General features: G+C 69.4%; 8 protein-coding genes. 4 read left to right on the top strand and 4 right to left on the bottom strand.

What is annotated here, in order from left to right:
• Positions 1-14: 14 nt before the first annotated feature.
• From DOM56_RS09115 to DOM56_RS09125, 3 genes are all read right to left on the bottom strand, one after another.
• A complete protein-coding gene (locus DOM56_RS09115; protein ID WP_110708466.1) occupies positions 15-758 on the bottom strand; it encodes a type 1 glutamine amidotransferase in 744 nt (247 codons plus the stop codon).
• Positions 758-1,762 (bottom strand): amidoligase family protein, encoded by a 1,005-nt coding sequence (locus DOM56_RS09120; RefSeq protein WP_110708467.1) that lies wholly within the window; start codon positions 1,760-1,762, stop codon positions 758-760. The genes DOM56_RS09115 and DOM56_RS09120 overlap by 1 nt, the downstream gene beginning before the upstream one ends.
• Before the next feature lie 140 nt (positions 1,763-1,902).
• Positions 1,903-2,745 (bottom strand): EamA family transporter, encoded by an 843-nt coding sequence (locus DOM56_RS09125; protein WP_110598324.1) that lies wholly within the window; start codon positions 2,743-2,745, stop codon positions 1,903-1,905.
• Between the two features lie 172 nt (positions 2,746-2,917).
• Here DOM56_RS09125 and recC point away from each other — a divergent pair, with 172 nt between their 5' ends.
• Genes recC through DOM56_RS09145 form a run of 4 tightly spaced genes read left to right on the top strand, consistent with a single transcriptional unit; the run spans position 2,918 to position 13,504 of the window.
• Positions 2,918-6,667, top strand: coding sequence for an exodeoxyribonuclease V subunit gamma (gene recC / locus DOM56_RS09130; RefSeq protein ID WP_110708468.1), 3,750 nt, complete (start codon positions 2,918-2,920; stop codon positions 6,665-6,667).
• Complete coding sequence (gene recB, locus DOM56_RS09135) at positions 6,664-10,623, top strand: exodeoxyribonuclease V subunit beta (protein WP_110708469.1); 3,960 nt, start codon at positions 6,664-6,666, stop codon at positions 10,621-10,623. The genes recC and recB overlap by 4 nt, the downstream gene beginning before the upstream one ends.
• A complete protein-coding gene (gene recD / locus DOM56_RS09140) occupies positions 10,620-12,698 on the top strand; it encodes an exodeoxyribonuclease V subunit alpha (protein ID WP_110708470.1) in 2,079 nt (692 codons plus the stop codon). The genes recB and recD overlap by 4 nt, the downstream gene beginning before the upstream one ends.
• On the top strand, positions 12,695-13,504 hold the full coding sequence (locus DOM56_RS09145; protein ID WP_110708471.1) for a creatininase family protein: 810 nt from the start codon (positions 12,695-12,697) through the stop codon (positions 13,502-13,504). The genes recD and DOM56_RS09145 overlap by 4 nt, the downstream gene beginning before the upstream one ends.
• Before the next feature lie 3 nt (positions 13,505-13,507).
• Here the strand turns inward: DOM56_RS09145 and ribA are convergent, their stop codons facing one another.
• On the bottom strand, positions 13,508-14,647 hold the full coding sequence (gene ribA / locus DOM56_RS09150; RefSeq protein ID WP_110708472.1) for a GTP cyclohydrolase II RibA: 1,140 nt from the start codon (positions 14,645-14,647) through the stop codon (positions 13,508-13,510).
• Between the last annotated feature and the right edge of the window lie 137 nt (positions 14,648-14,784).

Raw genomic sequence — 14,784 nt, forward strand, 5'->3', positions numbered from 1 at the left:
TTTCTACAGCACGATCAATTCTCCACTGTCACCGACTTTCTCTCCAGGGCCGCATCCACCAGCGCCCGGATCAGCCGCTGTTGCGAGCGGCTGAACAGCAGGAACTCAGGATGCCACTGCACGCCGATGAGAAAGGGGTGGCGGTCGCTCTCGATCGCCTGCACCAGCTCGTCGCGGTCATGGGCGACCACCTTCAGGCCCTCCCCAGGCCGATCCACCGCCTGATGGTGAAGGCTGTTCACATGGCAGTAGCGGCGGTTGAGAATGTCGGCCAACTGGCTGAACGGTTCGATCTCGATGCGCTTGCGCGGCAGCACCATGCGCCGGTTCTTGATGTGACGATAGGTCGTCTGGATGTCCTCGATCAGGCTGCCACCGCAGTGGATGTTGATGATCTGGGCGCCACGGCAGATACCCAGGATCGGTATCCGCTCCGGTAGATAGCGGGCCAGCAGTTCGAGTTCGAGTTCGTCGCGGGCGGGGTCGATACGCACGTCGAGTTGCATCTCGCCGCCGTAGCGCTGGGCGCCGATATCGTCGCCTCCGCCGATGATCAGGCCGTCCACCGGCCGTTGCAGCGGGCGGGCGGGCGAAATCCGCAGCGGCCTGCCCCCGGCGCGCCAGACCGAGACCCAGTCGCACCACCAGGCCAGGAAGCTCTTGTGATCCGAGGTCGTGATACCGATCAGCGGCCGGCGGGTGCTCCGGGAAGACCCGGCTCGCCGCGTGCGATCGGAGCGGGCGCGCGTCCAGCCCATCAATGGCGCATCCAGTGGCGCAGCGAGTCCAGCCAGCGGCTCAGGGTCGGCTGGGCGAGGTGGACGCGGTAGGCGGCGCTGCGCTCCGCCAGCCGGTCCGGATCGGCGGCCAGGCGCTCGACTTCGGCCCAGCGATTCCATTCGATGCTCACGCCCCACTCGGGATCGGAGAGCGAGGCATTGGGAAGGCGGTAGTGATAGGTCGGCCGGGGTTTGACCAGCGTCTCCCTGAGCAGCGCGTTGGGGTGGTCGGGCATCAGCCAGGCGAACAGCGGCAGCAGATCCAGCTCCCGGTTGCGGGTCGGATTGGCGACCAGGTAGTCGTCGATCAGCGTCTGCAGCGTGGGGGCGTAGTCCGGTGCCAGTATTCGGCGGGTGTAGTCGCTGTGGAACGGCCGGGTGTGCGGCAGCATGTCCCGCGTCACGTCCACGACGATCTCGTCGCGCAGCCAGTCGGCGAGTATCAGATAGGCGCGCAGGTAGGCCACCACGCTCTCGACGTCGGGAGAGGGGATTTCCGGGTTGAGGTGGAGACCGAAGCCATACAGCAGGCTGGCATCGGTGCCTTCCGCCCCATGCCGGCGCAGCGCCGCGAACAGCTCGTCCAGGCGCTCCAGTTCGTGCCAGGGAATCGGCGGGCAGACGATCTCCGTCGGCACCAGACCCGCCACCATGTCGCCGAGCCATTCGCGGGTGCGGCTGTGCAGGCTGGCACGCAGGTGCTCGCCGATCCCGGGCGGCTGGCCATCGACGGCGCGGGCGCGGTCGAGCAAGCGCTCGTCGGGGTGAACGTACTTGCTGTCCAGTTCGACATGGAAGACGCCCCATGGGGTCCCGGTGACCTGGAGGCGATGAGCGCTATGCTGCTCGACTCGACCGCCGAACGTCATCTCGACCAGACGTGCTGCCTGGATGGGGCCGATACCGGCGAACTCGATCTCGACACCGACCCGACGCGGCTGACCGTCGGCATTGGTGGTGTACGTTGGCGCGGTGAGAGTCACGATAGGCTCCTTGCCGATTGCTGTCGCCCTCAGGCTGTCGTCTGGATGAGCGTCGGATGCGCGCCGGAAAACTCGGCAACGGCGTTGGCAGAGCGGTGATTCAGTGGGTTAAGCCTAGCAGTCCTGGCGGGGGATGACATTCATCCCCAGTGGGTCAGGATGACGCCCCCGAGGATCAGCCCGCCGGCGAGCAGCCGCTCGCGACGCAACGGCTCCTTCAGCCAGATCACGCCGATGGCGATGGCGAACAGCACGCTGGTCTCGCGCAAGGCCGCGACCAGCGCGATCGGTGCCTGGGTCATGGCCCAGATGGTGATGCCGTAGGCGCCGAGGGAGAGCGCGCCGCCGATCAGACCGACCCGCCAGTGACGGCTCAGTTCGGGTAGCGCTCGAACGCCGCGCATGGCCACCAGCGCCAGCAGCATGCCGAAGCCGTCGAGCAGGAACAGCCAGATCACGTAGCCGATCGCGTCGCCGTTGGCGCGAGCGCCGCTGCCATCGGCCAGGGTGTAGCCGGCGATGAAGGCGGAGGTCGTCAGGGCGTTGACCAGCGAGGCGCGTTCCAGGCGTGGCCCCTTGCCGCCTCGAAAGGCCATGCACAGGATGCCGAGGACCAGCACCGCGATCCCCGTATAGCCGATCCACGAGGGGTTCTCGCTGAGCGCGAAGACACCGATCAGCGTCACCAGCAGGGGCGCGCAGCCCCTGGCGATCGGGTAGATCTGGCCGAGATCGCCGACCCGGTAGGCGCGGGCCAGGAAGATGTTGTAGCCGATATGCAGAACCGCCGATACCGCCAGCCACGGCCAGGCTTCCGCTCGCGGCAGCGGCACGAAGGCGACGCCGGCGAGGGCGATCACGGCGCAGGCGGCCTGAATCAGCGAGATGCTCAGCAGCCGGTCCAGTCCGACCTTGACCAGCGCATTCCAACTGGCATGCATCAGGGCGCCGGCCAGCACGGCGAGGAAGACGGGCGTCGTCAACGCGAATCCTTAATCACAGCGAGTAGGCGAGGGCAATGACGGTACGCTCGTCATTCGATTGTCACATCTTGCCACAGGCTTCAGGTGATCGTCGCCCTGCGCCACGGTAGGATGGCACGACCATGGATCGGTGCTCATCGGTCCCCGTCGCCCCGTGAATCCCGGAGAACGGATGTTCAGCGTCCTGCATGCCAATCATCTCGAAGACCTGCACGACCTGGCACTGGCGCTGATCAAGCGCCATCGGCTGCCGCCACTGACCCCGGAGACCTTCCTGGTGCAGTCCAACGGCATGGCCCAGTGGTTGCGCCTGTCGCTGGCCGAAGCCGATGGCATCGCCGCTTCGGTGGATTTCCCGCTGCCCTCGAGCTTCGTCTGGCGTGCCTATCGCGCGGTGCTCGAACAGGCCGGAGGGGAGGGCGAGGGGCAGTCGATTCCGCTGCACTCGCCGTTCGACAAGCGACCGCTGGCCTGGCGCATCTTCCGACTGCTGGAGGGCGCGGTCGCCGCGGCGCCGGTCGTTTTCGCGCCGCTCGCCCACTACCTGGGCGCCGGGCCGGATGGCGCGGTGCCAGACGATGCGCGGGCCGAACCCGGTAACGGGGACCGCTTGACGGCGGGTGCGCAGCGCCTGGCGGTCGAGCAGGCGGAGCGCAAGCGCTGGCAACTGGCGGTCCGTCTGGCGGACCTGTTCGACCAGTACCTCAACTACCGGCCGGACTGGCTGGCGGCCTGGGAAGCGGGGGAGGAGTCGCCTCGGGACCTGCCCGCCGATCAGCGCTGGCAGCCGGCGCTGTGGCGGGCGCTGATCGATGACGCCGGGCCGGACGAGCGGGCGTTTCACCGCGCCAACCTGCACGGCCGTTTCCTGCACGCCGCCAGGCGACTGCGGAGCTGCCCGAAGGGATTGCCGCCGAGGATCTTCGTCTTCGGTATCTCGGCGCTGCCGTCGCAGACGCTGGAGGCGCTGCATGCGCTCTCCGGTGTCATCGATGTCTTTCTGATGATCACCAACCCCTGCCGCCACTACTGGGGGGACATCGTCTCCGACCGCGAGGCGATCAAGCGCGCCGGGCGGCTCTCCGCCGGGGCGGTGGCGCGCCAGCAGGCCCGCCACCCCGAAGCGCCCTGGCTCGAAGCGCTGGACGAGGAGGCGCTGCATCTCCAGGCCAACCCGCTGCTGGCCGCCTGGGGTGCCCAGGGGCGCGACTTCATCATCGGTCTCTACGAGTTCGAGAGCCAGGATGGTGGTTTCGACGTCGAGACCGATCTCTTTCGCGACCCGGCGGCGGACGATGAAGCGGATGCCGCACGAGCGCCGCTACTCAACCAGTTGCAGCAGGACATCCTCGATCTCAGACATCCTGGGGAGCGCGCCCGGGAGAGCGGTAAACGCACGATCGCGGCGAACGACGCCTCGCTGTCGCTGTTCAGCGTGCACTCGCCGCTGCGCGAGGTGGAAGTGCTGCACGACCGGCTGCTGGCTGCGTTCGAGGAGGCCAGCGCCCGGGGGGCGCCGCTGCGACCGCGGGACATCCTGGTGATGGTGCCGGAGATCGACGTCTACGCCCCCTATATCGAAGCGGTCTTCGGCCGGCTGCCCGCCGACGATCCGCGCCATATCCCTTTCACCATCGCCGACCAGGTTGCCAGTGAAGCGCATCCAATGATGGTGCTGATCCTGGCGCTGCTGGAACTGCCCGAGCGGCGGCTGGGGGTGAGCGAACTGCTCGATGCGCTCGATGTGCCGGCGTTTCGGGCCCGTTTCGCCATCGACGAAGCCGAACTGCCGCGCCTGCGGCGGTGGCTTTCGGAGAGCGGCGTGCGCTGGGGGCTCTCGGGCGCGCATCGCCAGGCGCTCGGGTTCCCGGCGCTGCATGAGAACAGTTGGGCGTTCGGGCTGGAACGCATGCTGCTGGGCTATTCAACCGGAGCTTTGCCCTCCACCGGCCCGCTGCCGCCGGGGCGATCCTCTGGCTCGCAAGTACCGAACGGGACGTCTGCCGACAGCGCCTGGCAGTTCGATGCCATCGTGCCCTACGACGAGGTGGGCGGGTTGGAGGCGGACCTGGCGGGCCGGCTCGCCGAGCTGATGCAGGTCGTGGCCGCCCAGTGCGAGGCCCTGAGCGGGGCCCTGAGCGGGGCCGCCACGCCGGGCGACTGGCTGATGCGACTGCGATCGCTGATGGAGGCGCTGTTCGCGCCGACCGCACTGGACGAGCACGATGTGCTGGCGCGGGTGGACCAGGCGCTGGGCCGCTGGCAGCAGAGCTGCGAGCTGGCCTCGTTCTCGCAGCCGATCGGCCTGGCGGTGGTGCGTGACGCCCTCAGGGCCGAGCTCGACGACGGTGGCCTGGCCCAGCGCTTCCTGGCCGGCAAGGTCAATTTCGCCACGCTGATGCCGATGCGTGCCATCCCGTTCCGGCAGGTCTACCTGCTGGGGATGAACGACGGCGCCTATCCGCGAACCCGCCAGCCCCAGGACTTCGACCTGATGGCACAGCGCCCGCGCCCGGGGGATCGTTCGCGCCGCGACGATGACCGCTACCTGCTGCTCGAGGCGCTGCTCTCCGCCCGCGAGCGGCTGACACTCTCCTGGGTCGGCTTCGACCAGCGCGACAACACGCCACGACCGCCCTCGGTGCTGATCGGCGAGCTGCTGGATACGCTCGAGCAGGGCTGGCGTCCGGCCGGCCATCCGGGGGATGGCCCGGCGGTGGACGACGAGACGGCGCTGGCGGCACGGCTGATCGAGGCCCACCCGCTGCAACCGTTTTCGCGTCGCTACTTCCAGGCCGACGATCCACGCTACACCTTCGATGCCAGCTGGGCGCCATTGCACGACACCCGCGACGATGCCGAACGGGACACCGGGCAGAACGTCACCGAGCCGGCTCCGCCCCAGCCGCCGGGCGAAGCGCTGGGGCTGGCCGACCTGCAGCGACTGCTGCGCCGGCCCTGGAGCGTCTATCTCGGCCGTCTGGGCGTGCGATTCCAGGATGCCGAGGTCCCCGACGAGGATAGCGAGCCTTTCGTCCTCGATGCGCTGGAGGACCACACCGTCAAACGCGAACTGCTGGAGGCCGGGCGCCGTGGCGAACCGCTGGTGCAGATGGCGGACCGGCTGCGTCTGACGGGGCGGCTGCCGGCGGCCGGCTTCGGCCTGGCCACCATCGAGCCGACGCTGAAACGGCTGGAGACGCAACTGGAGACCTGGCGACGATTGACCGCGACCGCCAGCGAGCGGGAGCCGCCACTGCTGCGTTTCGAGGCAGCGGCTGCCGACGACGTGCCGTCGCTGGCGCTGGAGGCGCGCGTCGACGGACTGTTCACGGACGCGCAGGGCGGCTGCCAATTGATGACGCTGGAAACCAGTCATTTCGGTCACTTCAAGCCCGAGGGCGACGGCCCGTGGAAGAAGCTCGGCAAGCCGCATCGACTCCATGCCGGCTATCTGCGCTGGCTGCTGGTCAATGCGGCTGGCGAGATGTCGTGTCACTGGACGGCGATCTTCGAGGATCGCTGTCTCGATTTCCCGCCGCTGGAACGGCTCGAGGCGAGGCGGCGACTGACAGCGTGGTTGGCGAGCTGGTGGCGGGCCTGGTGCAAGCCGCTGCCGGCCTCGGGGGAGCTGGTCCGCACGCTGTGGGACCAGTGCCGTGCCGAGACGCTGCAAGCCCTGGCCGCGGGAGAGGCGCCCGAACCGGCATTGCGGGAGCATCTCGCCGCAGACTATGAGGCGGGCAACTACCAGGTCGCGGCGCTGGTCCAGCGAGAGGGTGGTCTGGGTCAGCTCTGGCGCGACTTCGAGGCGTTCGAGGCGGCCGGCGGCGTGGCCGAGAGCGTCCGCCACTACCAGCCGCTGCTGGAGGCGATGCGCCAGGCCTCGCAGCGCATTCATCTCTCGAGGGGCGACTCATGACCGACAGCCGCGACCGCGCCGATGCCGCGATGGACGAGAGGGTCGTCCCGCTGGCGCTCGACGGCCTGCCGTTGACCGGGCGGCATCTGATCGAGGCCAGTGCCGGCACCGGCAAGACCTTCACCCTGGCGGCACTCTACGTTCGGCTGGTGCTGGGGCCGCTACCGGGCCGCGAGACGGTGGATTTCCCGCGTCCGTTGACGCCGCCGGAGATTCTGGTGGTGACCTTCACCGAGGCCGCCACCGCCGAGCTGCGTGGGCGTATCCGCGCGCGCCTCAAGCAGGCCCGCGACTGGCTGCTGGTCAGCCCCGAGGACCGCGCCGACTCGGTGTTGGCAACCTTGCTGGCACCGCTGGTGGCAGCCGGAGAGACCGCCTGCCGCGGTGGAGCCAAGCGGCTGGACCAGGCCGCGCGCCTGATGGACGAGGCAGCGATCTTCACCATTCACGGCTTCTGCCAGCGGATGCTGACCCGCCACGCCTTCGACGCCGGGGCGCGGTTCTCCGCCGAACTGCTGCAGGACGGACAGACGCTGCTGGCCCGAACGGTGGAAGATTACTGGCGCTGCGAGTTCTATCCGCTCGACGAGCGCTGGCAGCGTCAGATCCGCTCGCGCTGGAGCGGACCGGATGCCCTGGCGACCGCGTTGCGGCCATTGCTGAAGGATGGCGAGCCACAGCCGCTGTGGGTGAATGGCGTGGCGGTATCGGCACCGGCATCGCTGGCGGCACTGCTGGACGGCTTCGAGCGTGAGATGGAGCGCCGCCAGGAGATCGAGTCCGCCCTGCACGCGCACTGGGATGAGGATGCGATCCGCCAGACGCTGCAGGCGGCGTTCGACGCCGACGCGCTGAAGAAGAACAGCTACAAGCCGGAAGAGCTCGAGGCTCGCGTTGCCGGTTTCCGGAGCTGGCTCGAACAGGAGACCTTCGACAAGGCGGACGACATCACCGACAGCAGCGGGCGTTTCTGGCTCAGCCAGGAGAAGCTGGCGGGCGCGACGAAGAAGAACGCGGCGGTGCCCGAGCATCCGTTCTTCGGCTGGCTGGATCGGCTCGCCGAGGCCGGCACGCCATTCGATGCGATTGCCTCCCAGGTGCTGGTGCACGCCCGCGATCGGATCGCGACAGCGTTCGCGGAGGAGAAGCGGCGCCGCGGACTGTGGGAGTTCTCGGACCTGCTCAACGATCTCGACGCCGCCCTGGCGCCGGGCAGTAACGGTGGCGATGCCGCGCTGCGGCTTGCCGCGCGCATCCGCCAGGAACTGCCGGTGGCGCTGATCGACGAGTTCCAGGATACCGATCCGGTCCAGTACCGGATCTTCTCGCGGATCTATCGGGCGCCGGAGAGCGACCCGGCCACCACCGCACTGCTGATGATCGGGGATCCCAAGCAGGCGATCTACGCCTTTCGCGGTGCCGACATCCACACCTACCTGCGCGCGCGTCGGGCCACGCCGAGCCGCTTCACGCTGATGCGCAACTTCCGTTCGACACAGGCCATGGTCGAGGCCACCAACGCGTTGTTCCAGCGTCACCCCCAGCCGTTCGGCAGCGACGAGATACCGTTCGTGGCGATCGACTCCCAGCCCAAGTCGACGCGGCTGGTCGACCGAGACGGTGGGCCGGTGGCCGCGCTGGGGGTGTGGTGGCCGGATACCGAGCGCTACAGCCAGGGCGATTATCAGGCGACGATGGCATCGGCGACCCGGGCCGAGGTCCAGCGGCTGCTGGAGGGCGAGTGGCGCTTCGCCGGCGCCACCGGCGAGCGTGCGGTCCAGCCGGCCGATATCGCCATCCTGGTGCGTAATGGGCCGGAAGCGCTCAAGGTGCGACGGGCGCTCGCCGACGGCGGGATCCGTAGCGTCTACCTCAGCGAGAAGTCGAGCGTGTTCGACACCCCGCAGGCGTTCGAGCTGTTGCAGCTGTTCGAGGCGGTGGCCCAGCCGCGCCAGGATGCCCGGCTCAAGGCGGCACTCGCGACCCAGTTGCTCAACGATTCGCCGCGGGCCCTGGAAGCGCTGCTGGCCGACGAGCTGGCGTGGGAGCGCGAGGTCGAGCGCTTCGGCGACTACCATCGCCAGTGGCAACGGCGCGGCGTGCTGCCCATGTTGCGCAGGGTGATGCAGGATTTCCGCGTCGCCGAACGGCTCGCCCAGCGCGTCGACGGCGAGCGGGCGTTGACCGATCTGCTCCATCTCGGTGAGCTGGCCCAGAACGCCCAGCAGCGGCTCGACGGTGAACAGGCGCTGCTGCGCTGGTGGCACCGGGCGCTGCAGGAGGGCGTCGCGACCTTGGACAGCCAGGCGCTCAGCCAGCGGCTGGAGAGCGACGAGGATCTGGTCCGGGTGGTCACGGTGCACAAGTCCAAGGGCCTCGAGTATCCCATCGTCCTGCTGCCGTTCGTCTGCTCCCACCGGCCGGCGGAGCCGGATCGTCGGACCGGACTGCTGGCGTTGAGGCCGCCCGGGGGCGAGGGCAGCGTGCTGGTGGCCGCGCCCGATGACGACCACAAGCGAGAGGCCGAGCTGGCGCGCCTCGACGAGGATGTCCGCCTGCTCTATGTCGCCTTGACCCGTGCCGCCTACGCCTGTCGCCTGGGGGTCGCCCATGTCGGTCGCGGGCGGGGCCAGGGCGGCTGCCTGCACGAGACCGCGCTGGGCCGGTTGCTGGGCAGCGCGCAGGCGGACGATGGTGTGGCGCTGCTGGATCGGCTGCGGCAGGGCCAGCGCGACGGCTGGCTGGCGGTCGAGCCGCTGCCCGAACCGCCGGATCACCGGCTGCGAGCGGCGATGGCCGCCCCGGAGACCAAACCGGCGCGGATCTTCGACGGCGAGATCGACGATGACTGGTGGATCGCCTCCTACACCTCGCTGATAGCGGATGCCCGTCGCACCGTGGGCGAGGAGGAGGAGGCGTGGAACGGCGACGACACCGGCGATGGCGAGGGCGAGGATGCGGTCGCGGCCAGCGAGGACCTGCCGGCGACGCTGGACATCGAGGTCAGCCGCGAGCGGGATCCGGTACCGCGGCCCAGTATCCGTGCGCTGTTCGATTTCCCGCGGGGGCCACGCCCGGGAACCTTCCTGCACGGCTTGCTGGAAACGCTCGACTTCGATCGCCTGGACGAGCCCGGCTATGTCGTGGCGCTGCGCCGGGAGATCGACCGCCGTCTGGCGACCAGCGGGTTCGAGGCCGAGTGGGCGCCGCTGTTGCAGGCGCTACTGCTGGAGCGGCTGCGCTTGCCGTTGATGACCGTCGACGGCCACTCGGTGCGCCTCGATCGCCTCGAGTCATGGCGGCCCGAGCTCGAATTCTGGCTGCCGGCATCGGCGGCCTGGAGCGAGCCGCTGGACCGCCTCGTCTCGCGACTCGAGCCGCTGCCCGGCCGGCGTCCCCGGCTCGCGCCGCGCAAGCTCAACGGCATGCTCAAGGGCTATATCGACCTTGTCTTCGAGTCGGGAGGGCGCTGGTACGTCCTCGACTGGAAATCCAATCATCTGGGCGATACGCCGGACGACTACCAGGGCGAGCGCCTGGCCGCGGCGATGGTGGATCACCGCTACGACCTGCAGTACGTGCTCTACGTGCTGGCGCTACACCGCCTGCTCGCGTCGCGGCTGGAGGATTACGATTACGACCGGCACATGGGCGGCGCCTGCTACGTCTTCCTGCGGGGACTTTCCGAGGCGTCGTCCTCCAAGGCGCCGCTCTCCATGGCGCCACTCTCCAAGGCGCCCGAAGATGCGCCACTCTCCAAGGCGCCCGAAGACGCGCCTGAGTCTGCCATGGTGGCCCAAGACGCGTTCGAGTCTGGCATGGCGTCCGAAGTCGCACCCGGGGTATTCCACCGGCGCCCGTCGCGGGCGCTGATCGAGGCGCTGGACGCGTGGCTCCAGGGTGACGCCTGGCCGGCCGGCGCGTTGCTGCGACAATCCAAGGAGATTCCGGCATGAACCGCCGACCGTCGACCACGCCTTCGAATCGGAACGCGCGCCCCGGCTCGCCGGGCGAGGGCCAGTTCTCGCTGGCGCTGGATGGTGACGATACCGCGGCGTCGCCAACCGCCAATGCGCTCACCCGCGAAACCCTGTTGGCGGCGCTGTCGCTGTGGGTGGCGCTGGGCTGGCTGCGCCAGCTCGACCGCCACTTCGCGCTCTTCCTGCTCGAACGCGATCCCGCCGCCGATCCGCTGGTCGGCCTGGCTGCGGCGCTGGTCAGCCATCAGGTGGGCCGGGGCCATGTCTGCCTGTCGCTGGCCCGGGTGCTGGACGCGCCGCGCTCCGCGCTGTCGTTGCCGCCTCTGGAGAACGCGGACGAGCACGCGTCGGCGGAGGCGGTGGTGCTGCCGGAATCCCTGCTCGACCCGGTCACGCCGGCGCAGTGGCTTGCCGCGTTGATCGAATCTTCCACCGTTGCCGAGACGACGGCGGCAGAGGGGCTCGCCACGCCGCTGGTCGTGGACGGCGACCGGGTCTACCTGCGCCGATACTGGCAGGCCGAGAGCGGGGTGGCGGCGCGGCTGCGCCAGCGCCTGGGGCCACCACTGGCGGTTGCCGAGGAGCTGGCCGGGCGGCTGCAGGCCCTGTTCGCCGGCAATCGGCGCGAGGAGGGCGAACCCGACTGGCAGCGCGTGGCGTGCGCCCTCGCATTGCGGCAGCGGCTGACGATCATCTCCGGCGGGCCCGGGACCGGCAAGACCACCACCGTGACTCGACTGCTGGCGCTGCTGCAGGAGCAGTCGTTGTCGGATGACGGCGAGCCGCTCCGAATACGGCTGGCCGCGCCCACCGGCAAGGCGGCCGCCCGGCTATCGGAATCGATCGCGGGGGCGGTCGGCCGGCTGGAGGTCGCCGATGCCGTGCGCGCCGCCATACCCCAGGAGGCGCAGACGCTCCACCGGCTGCTGGGGGCGCGCCCGGACACGCGCCACTTTCGCCATCATCGCGAGGCACCGCTGAGCCTCGACCTGCTGGTGGTGGACGAGGCCTCGATGGTCGATCTCGAGATGATGGCGGCGCTGCTCGACGCGATGCCGGCGAAGGCCCGCCTGATCCTGCTCGGCGACAAGGATCAACTGGCTTCGGTGGAGGCGGGTTCGGTGCTGGGCGATCTGTGCGCGGGGGCCGGCGACGCCGGTTACTCCGAGGCGACGCGCGACTATCTTCAGGCGATCGCGGGCGAGCCGTTGCCCGTGGCCGCCGTGACCAATCCGCTGGCCGATCACGTGGCCATGCTGCGCCGGAGCTTCCGCTTCCGGGCGGACAGTGGTATCGGGGCCCTCGCCAGGGCCGCCAACGCCGGCGACGGCCGCGAGTTCACGCGGCTGCTGGCGGCGGGTTTCGAGGATGTGGAGACGCTGGACATCGATACGGCGGCATTCGAGCGGGCCGTGGTGACCGGCTACCGGCCGCTGTTCGAGGCGCTGCGTGGCGGGGCGGACGTGGCATCGATTCTTGCCCTGCAGGGCCACTTCCAGGTGCTGTGCGCCCTGCGCCGCGGGCCCTGGGGTGTCGAGGGGCTGAACGAACGTATCGCCCGGGCGTTATGGCAGCAGGGCTGGATATCGCGCACCGAAGGGTGGTTCGCCGGGCGCCCGGTGATGGTGACCCACAATGACCCCCAGTTGGGTCTCTACAACGGCGATCTGGGGCTGACGTTGGCCGATGACGCCGGCCGACTGCGGGTCTGTTTCCCGCAGGGCGACGGTATCCGCCAGGTACTGCCGTCGCGGCTCGATGCCGCGGCGACGGCATTCGCGATGACCGTGCACAAATCCCAGGGATCGGAGTTCGAGCACGTCCTGTTCGCACTGCCGGCGCGGGCCAATCCGATCGTCACCCGGGAGCTGATCTACACTGGCATCACGCGAGCCCGCTCGCGACTGACCCTGGCGCAGGGCGGCAACCACGAGCGGACGTTACGCGAGGCGATCGCCCGGCGGGTGGTCAGGGATAGCGCGATCGCGGAGCGGCTGCTGGGCTCGCCGGCGCCATCGACGTCAAGCGGTTCGTCAGGGAGTGAAACATGAGTGTCTACCAGTGGCAGGAGCTGACCACGACGGAGATGGCCGAACTGGTCGACGCGGGGACGGTGGCGGTGCTGCCGCTGGCGGCGATCGAGCAGCACGGTGCGCATCTGCCGCTCTCCACCGACCTGGACATCGGGCTGGGCCTGCTCGAGGCGGCGACGACAAGACTCGCGCCGGATCGGAACGTGATCCTGCTGCCGCCGCTGGCGCTGGGCTCGAGTCTGGAACACGCCGGATTCACGGGCACGTTGAGCCTGCTGCCGGAGACGGCGATCGCGGTCATCGAGGCGCTGGGCGAGGCGGTGAGCCGCGCCGGCATTCGCCGTCTGGTGCTGTTCAACAGCCACGGCGGCAACAAGGCGGTCATCGACCTGGCCGCGCTCAAACTGCGCGCGAGGCACGCCATGCTGGTGGTCAAGGCCAACTACTTCCGCTTTGCGCCCCCGGCGCAGGCGCTTCCCGCCGAGGAGCTCCGCCATGGTCTGCATGGCGGTGCGCTGGAGACATCGATGATGCTATATCTCGCCCCGGACAAGGTTCGCGTCGCCCGGCTGGCCGATGCGGTCTCCGAGGGGCGAATCCGCGAGCAGGCCGGATCGACCCTGGGGCCGGAGGGTGACGCCGGCTACGCCTGGCTGGCGCAGGATCTCCACGCCAGCGGGGTGACCGGCAACGCAACCCTGGCCGACGCCGAGACCGGTCGTTGGCTGGTCGATCATTTCGCCGCCCGGCTGGCGCAGGTGATCGAGGAGGCGGGGACATTCGATCTCACCACCTTGCGCCACGCCCATCCGGCGTCGAGGTGACGCTCAGCGCGCCACCGGACGCCTGAAAGGCGTGGCAGATTCGTCCTCGCCGTCGTCGAGGACCTCTTCCAGCCAGTGGCCGGCGCGCTTGGCCTTGGCGTCCAGGTAGCGTCGGTTCTGCTTGGTCAGTTTGCCGTAGATGCCGCGACGGTTGACCACCTCGACGCCGCCCTGGTCCATGGCGGCGATCTTCTCGGGGTTGTTGGTCAACAGTTCGATCCGCGCGATCTCGAGCTGCTCGAGCATCTCCAGCGCGACTTCGTAGGTTCGCTCGTCCTCGCCGAACCCGAGTACCTGGTCGGCGTCGACCGTATCCAGGCCGCCATCCTGCAGGGTGTAGGCGCGCAACTTGTTGGCTAGCCCGATGCCCCGGCCCTCCTGGGCGAGATAGAGCAGCACGCCGCCGCCGCGTTCGTCGATGGTGCGCACGCTCTCGCGCAGCTGCTCGCCGCAGTCGCAGCGCAAACTGCCGAACAGATCGCCGGTGAGGCAGGCCGAATGAAGACGCACCGGCACCGCATCGCTCCATTCGGCGCGATCGCCGATCACGATCGCGATATGCTCGCGCATGCCGTCCGCCTCCCGGAACATGACGAATTTCGCGCGTTCGGCGTGGGACAGCGGGATCTCCGCGTCGCTGGTGCGTTTGAGGAAGCGTGACCGGCTTTCGGCGTAGGCGTCGATCTGCTCGGCGGCGACCGCCAGAACCGTACCCTCTGCGACCAGCGCCTCGACCTGGGCGCGCTGTGCCTGGCTGACCTCGGCGACTACGGCCGCGGGGATCAGCAGGCCGATTCGCATCAGATCCAGCGCCGCCTCGCTTGCCGGGGCAGCGGCGACGGGCTGACGATCCACGGGCAGCCGCTGCGTCTCGTCGCTGGCCCAGGCGACGATGGCGGGGGCGCCGTCGCCGGGAACGACCGGCACCAGCCCCACGCGGGGGCCGAAGTCGATGCCCAGCCGCGCCAGGCGATGGCGGGTCAGCGCCAGGGCGGCCGGGTTGCCGGCGAGCGCCGGCAGTGCCGTCAGTGCCTCGTCGTCGCAGCCCTCGAGCGGGTGGACCACCACGTCGCCGCTGGCGGCCCGCACGAGCACCGGGAGGCCGCGTCGCAGATCGAATATCGCGCGCTCTACCTGTCGCATGATCGTCTCCTTATCCTGTCGTCCATGATCAGTCTCATCTGTGATCGCTCTCCGTGATCGGCACCCGAGGCCCCGGGTGGGGGCGGCGGGTAAGCCGAAATGATGGCGCCCACCGCCGAACGCTCTCCGCGCCAAGG

It is taken from the genome of Salinicola sp. CR57 (assembly GCF_003206585.1).
Taxonomy (GTDB): domain Bacteria; phylum Pseudomonadota; class Gammaproteobacteria; order Pseudomonadales; family Halomonadaceae; genus Salinicola; species Salinicola lusitanus.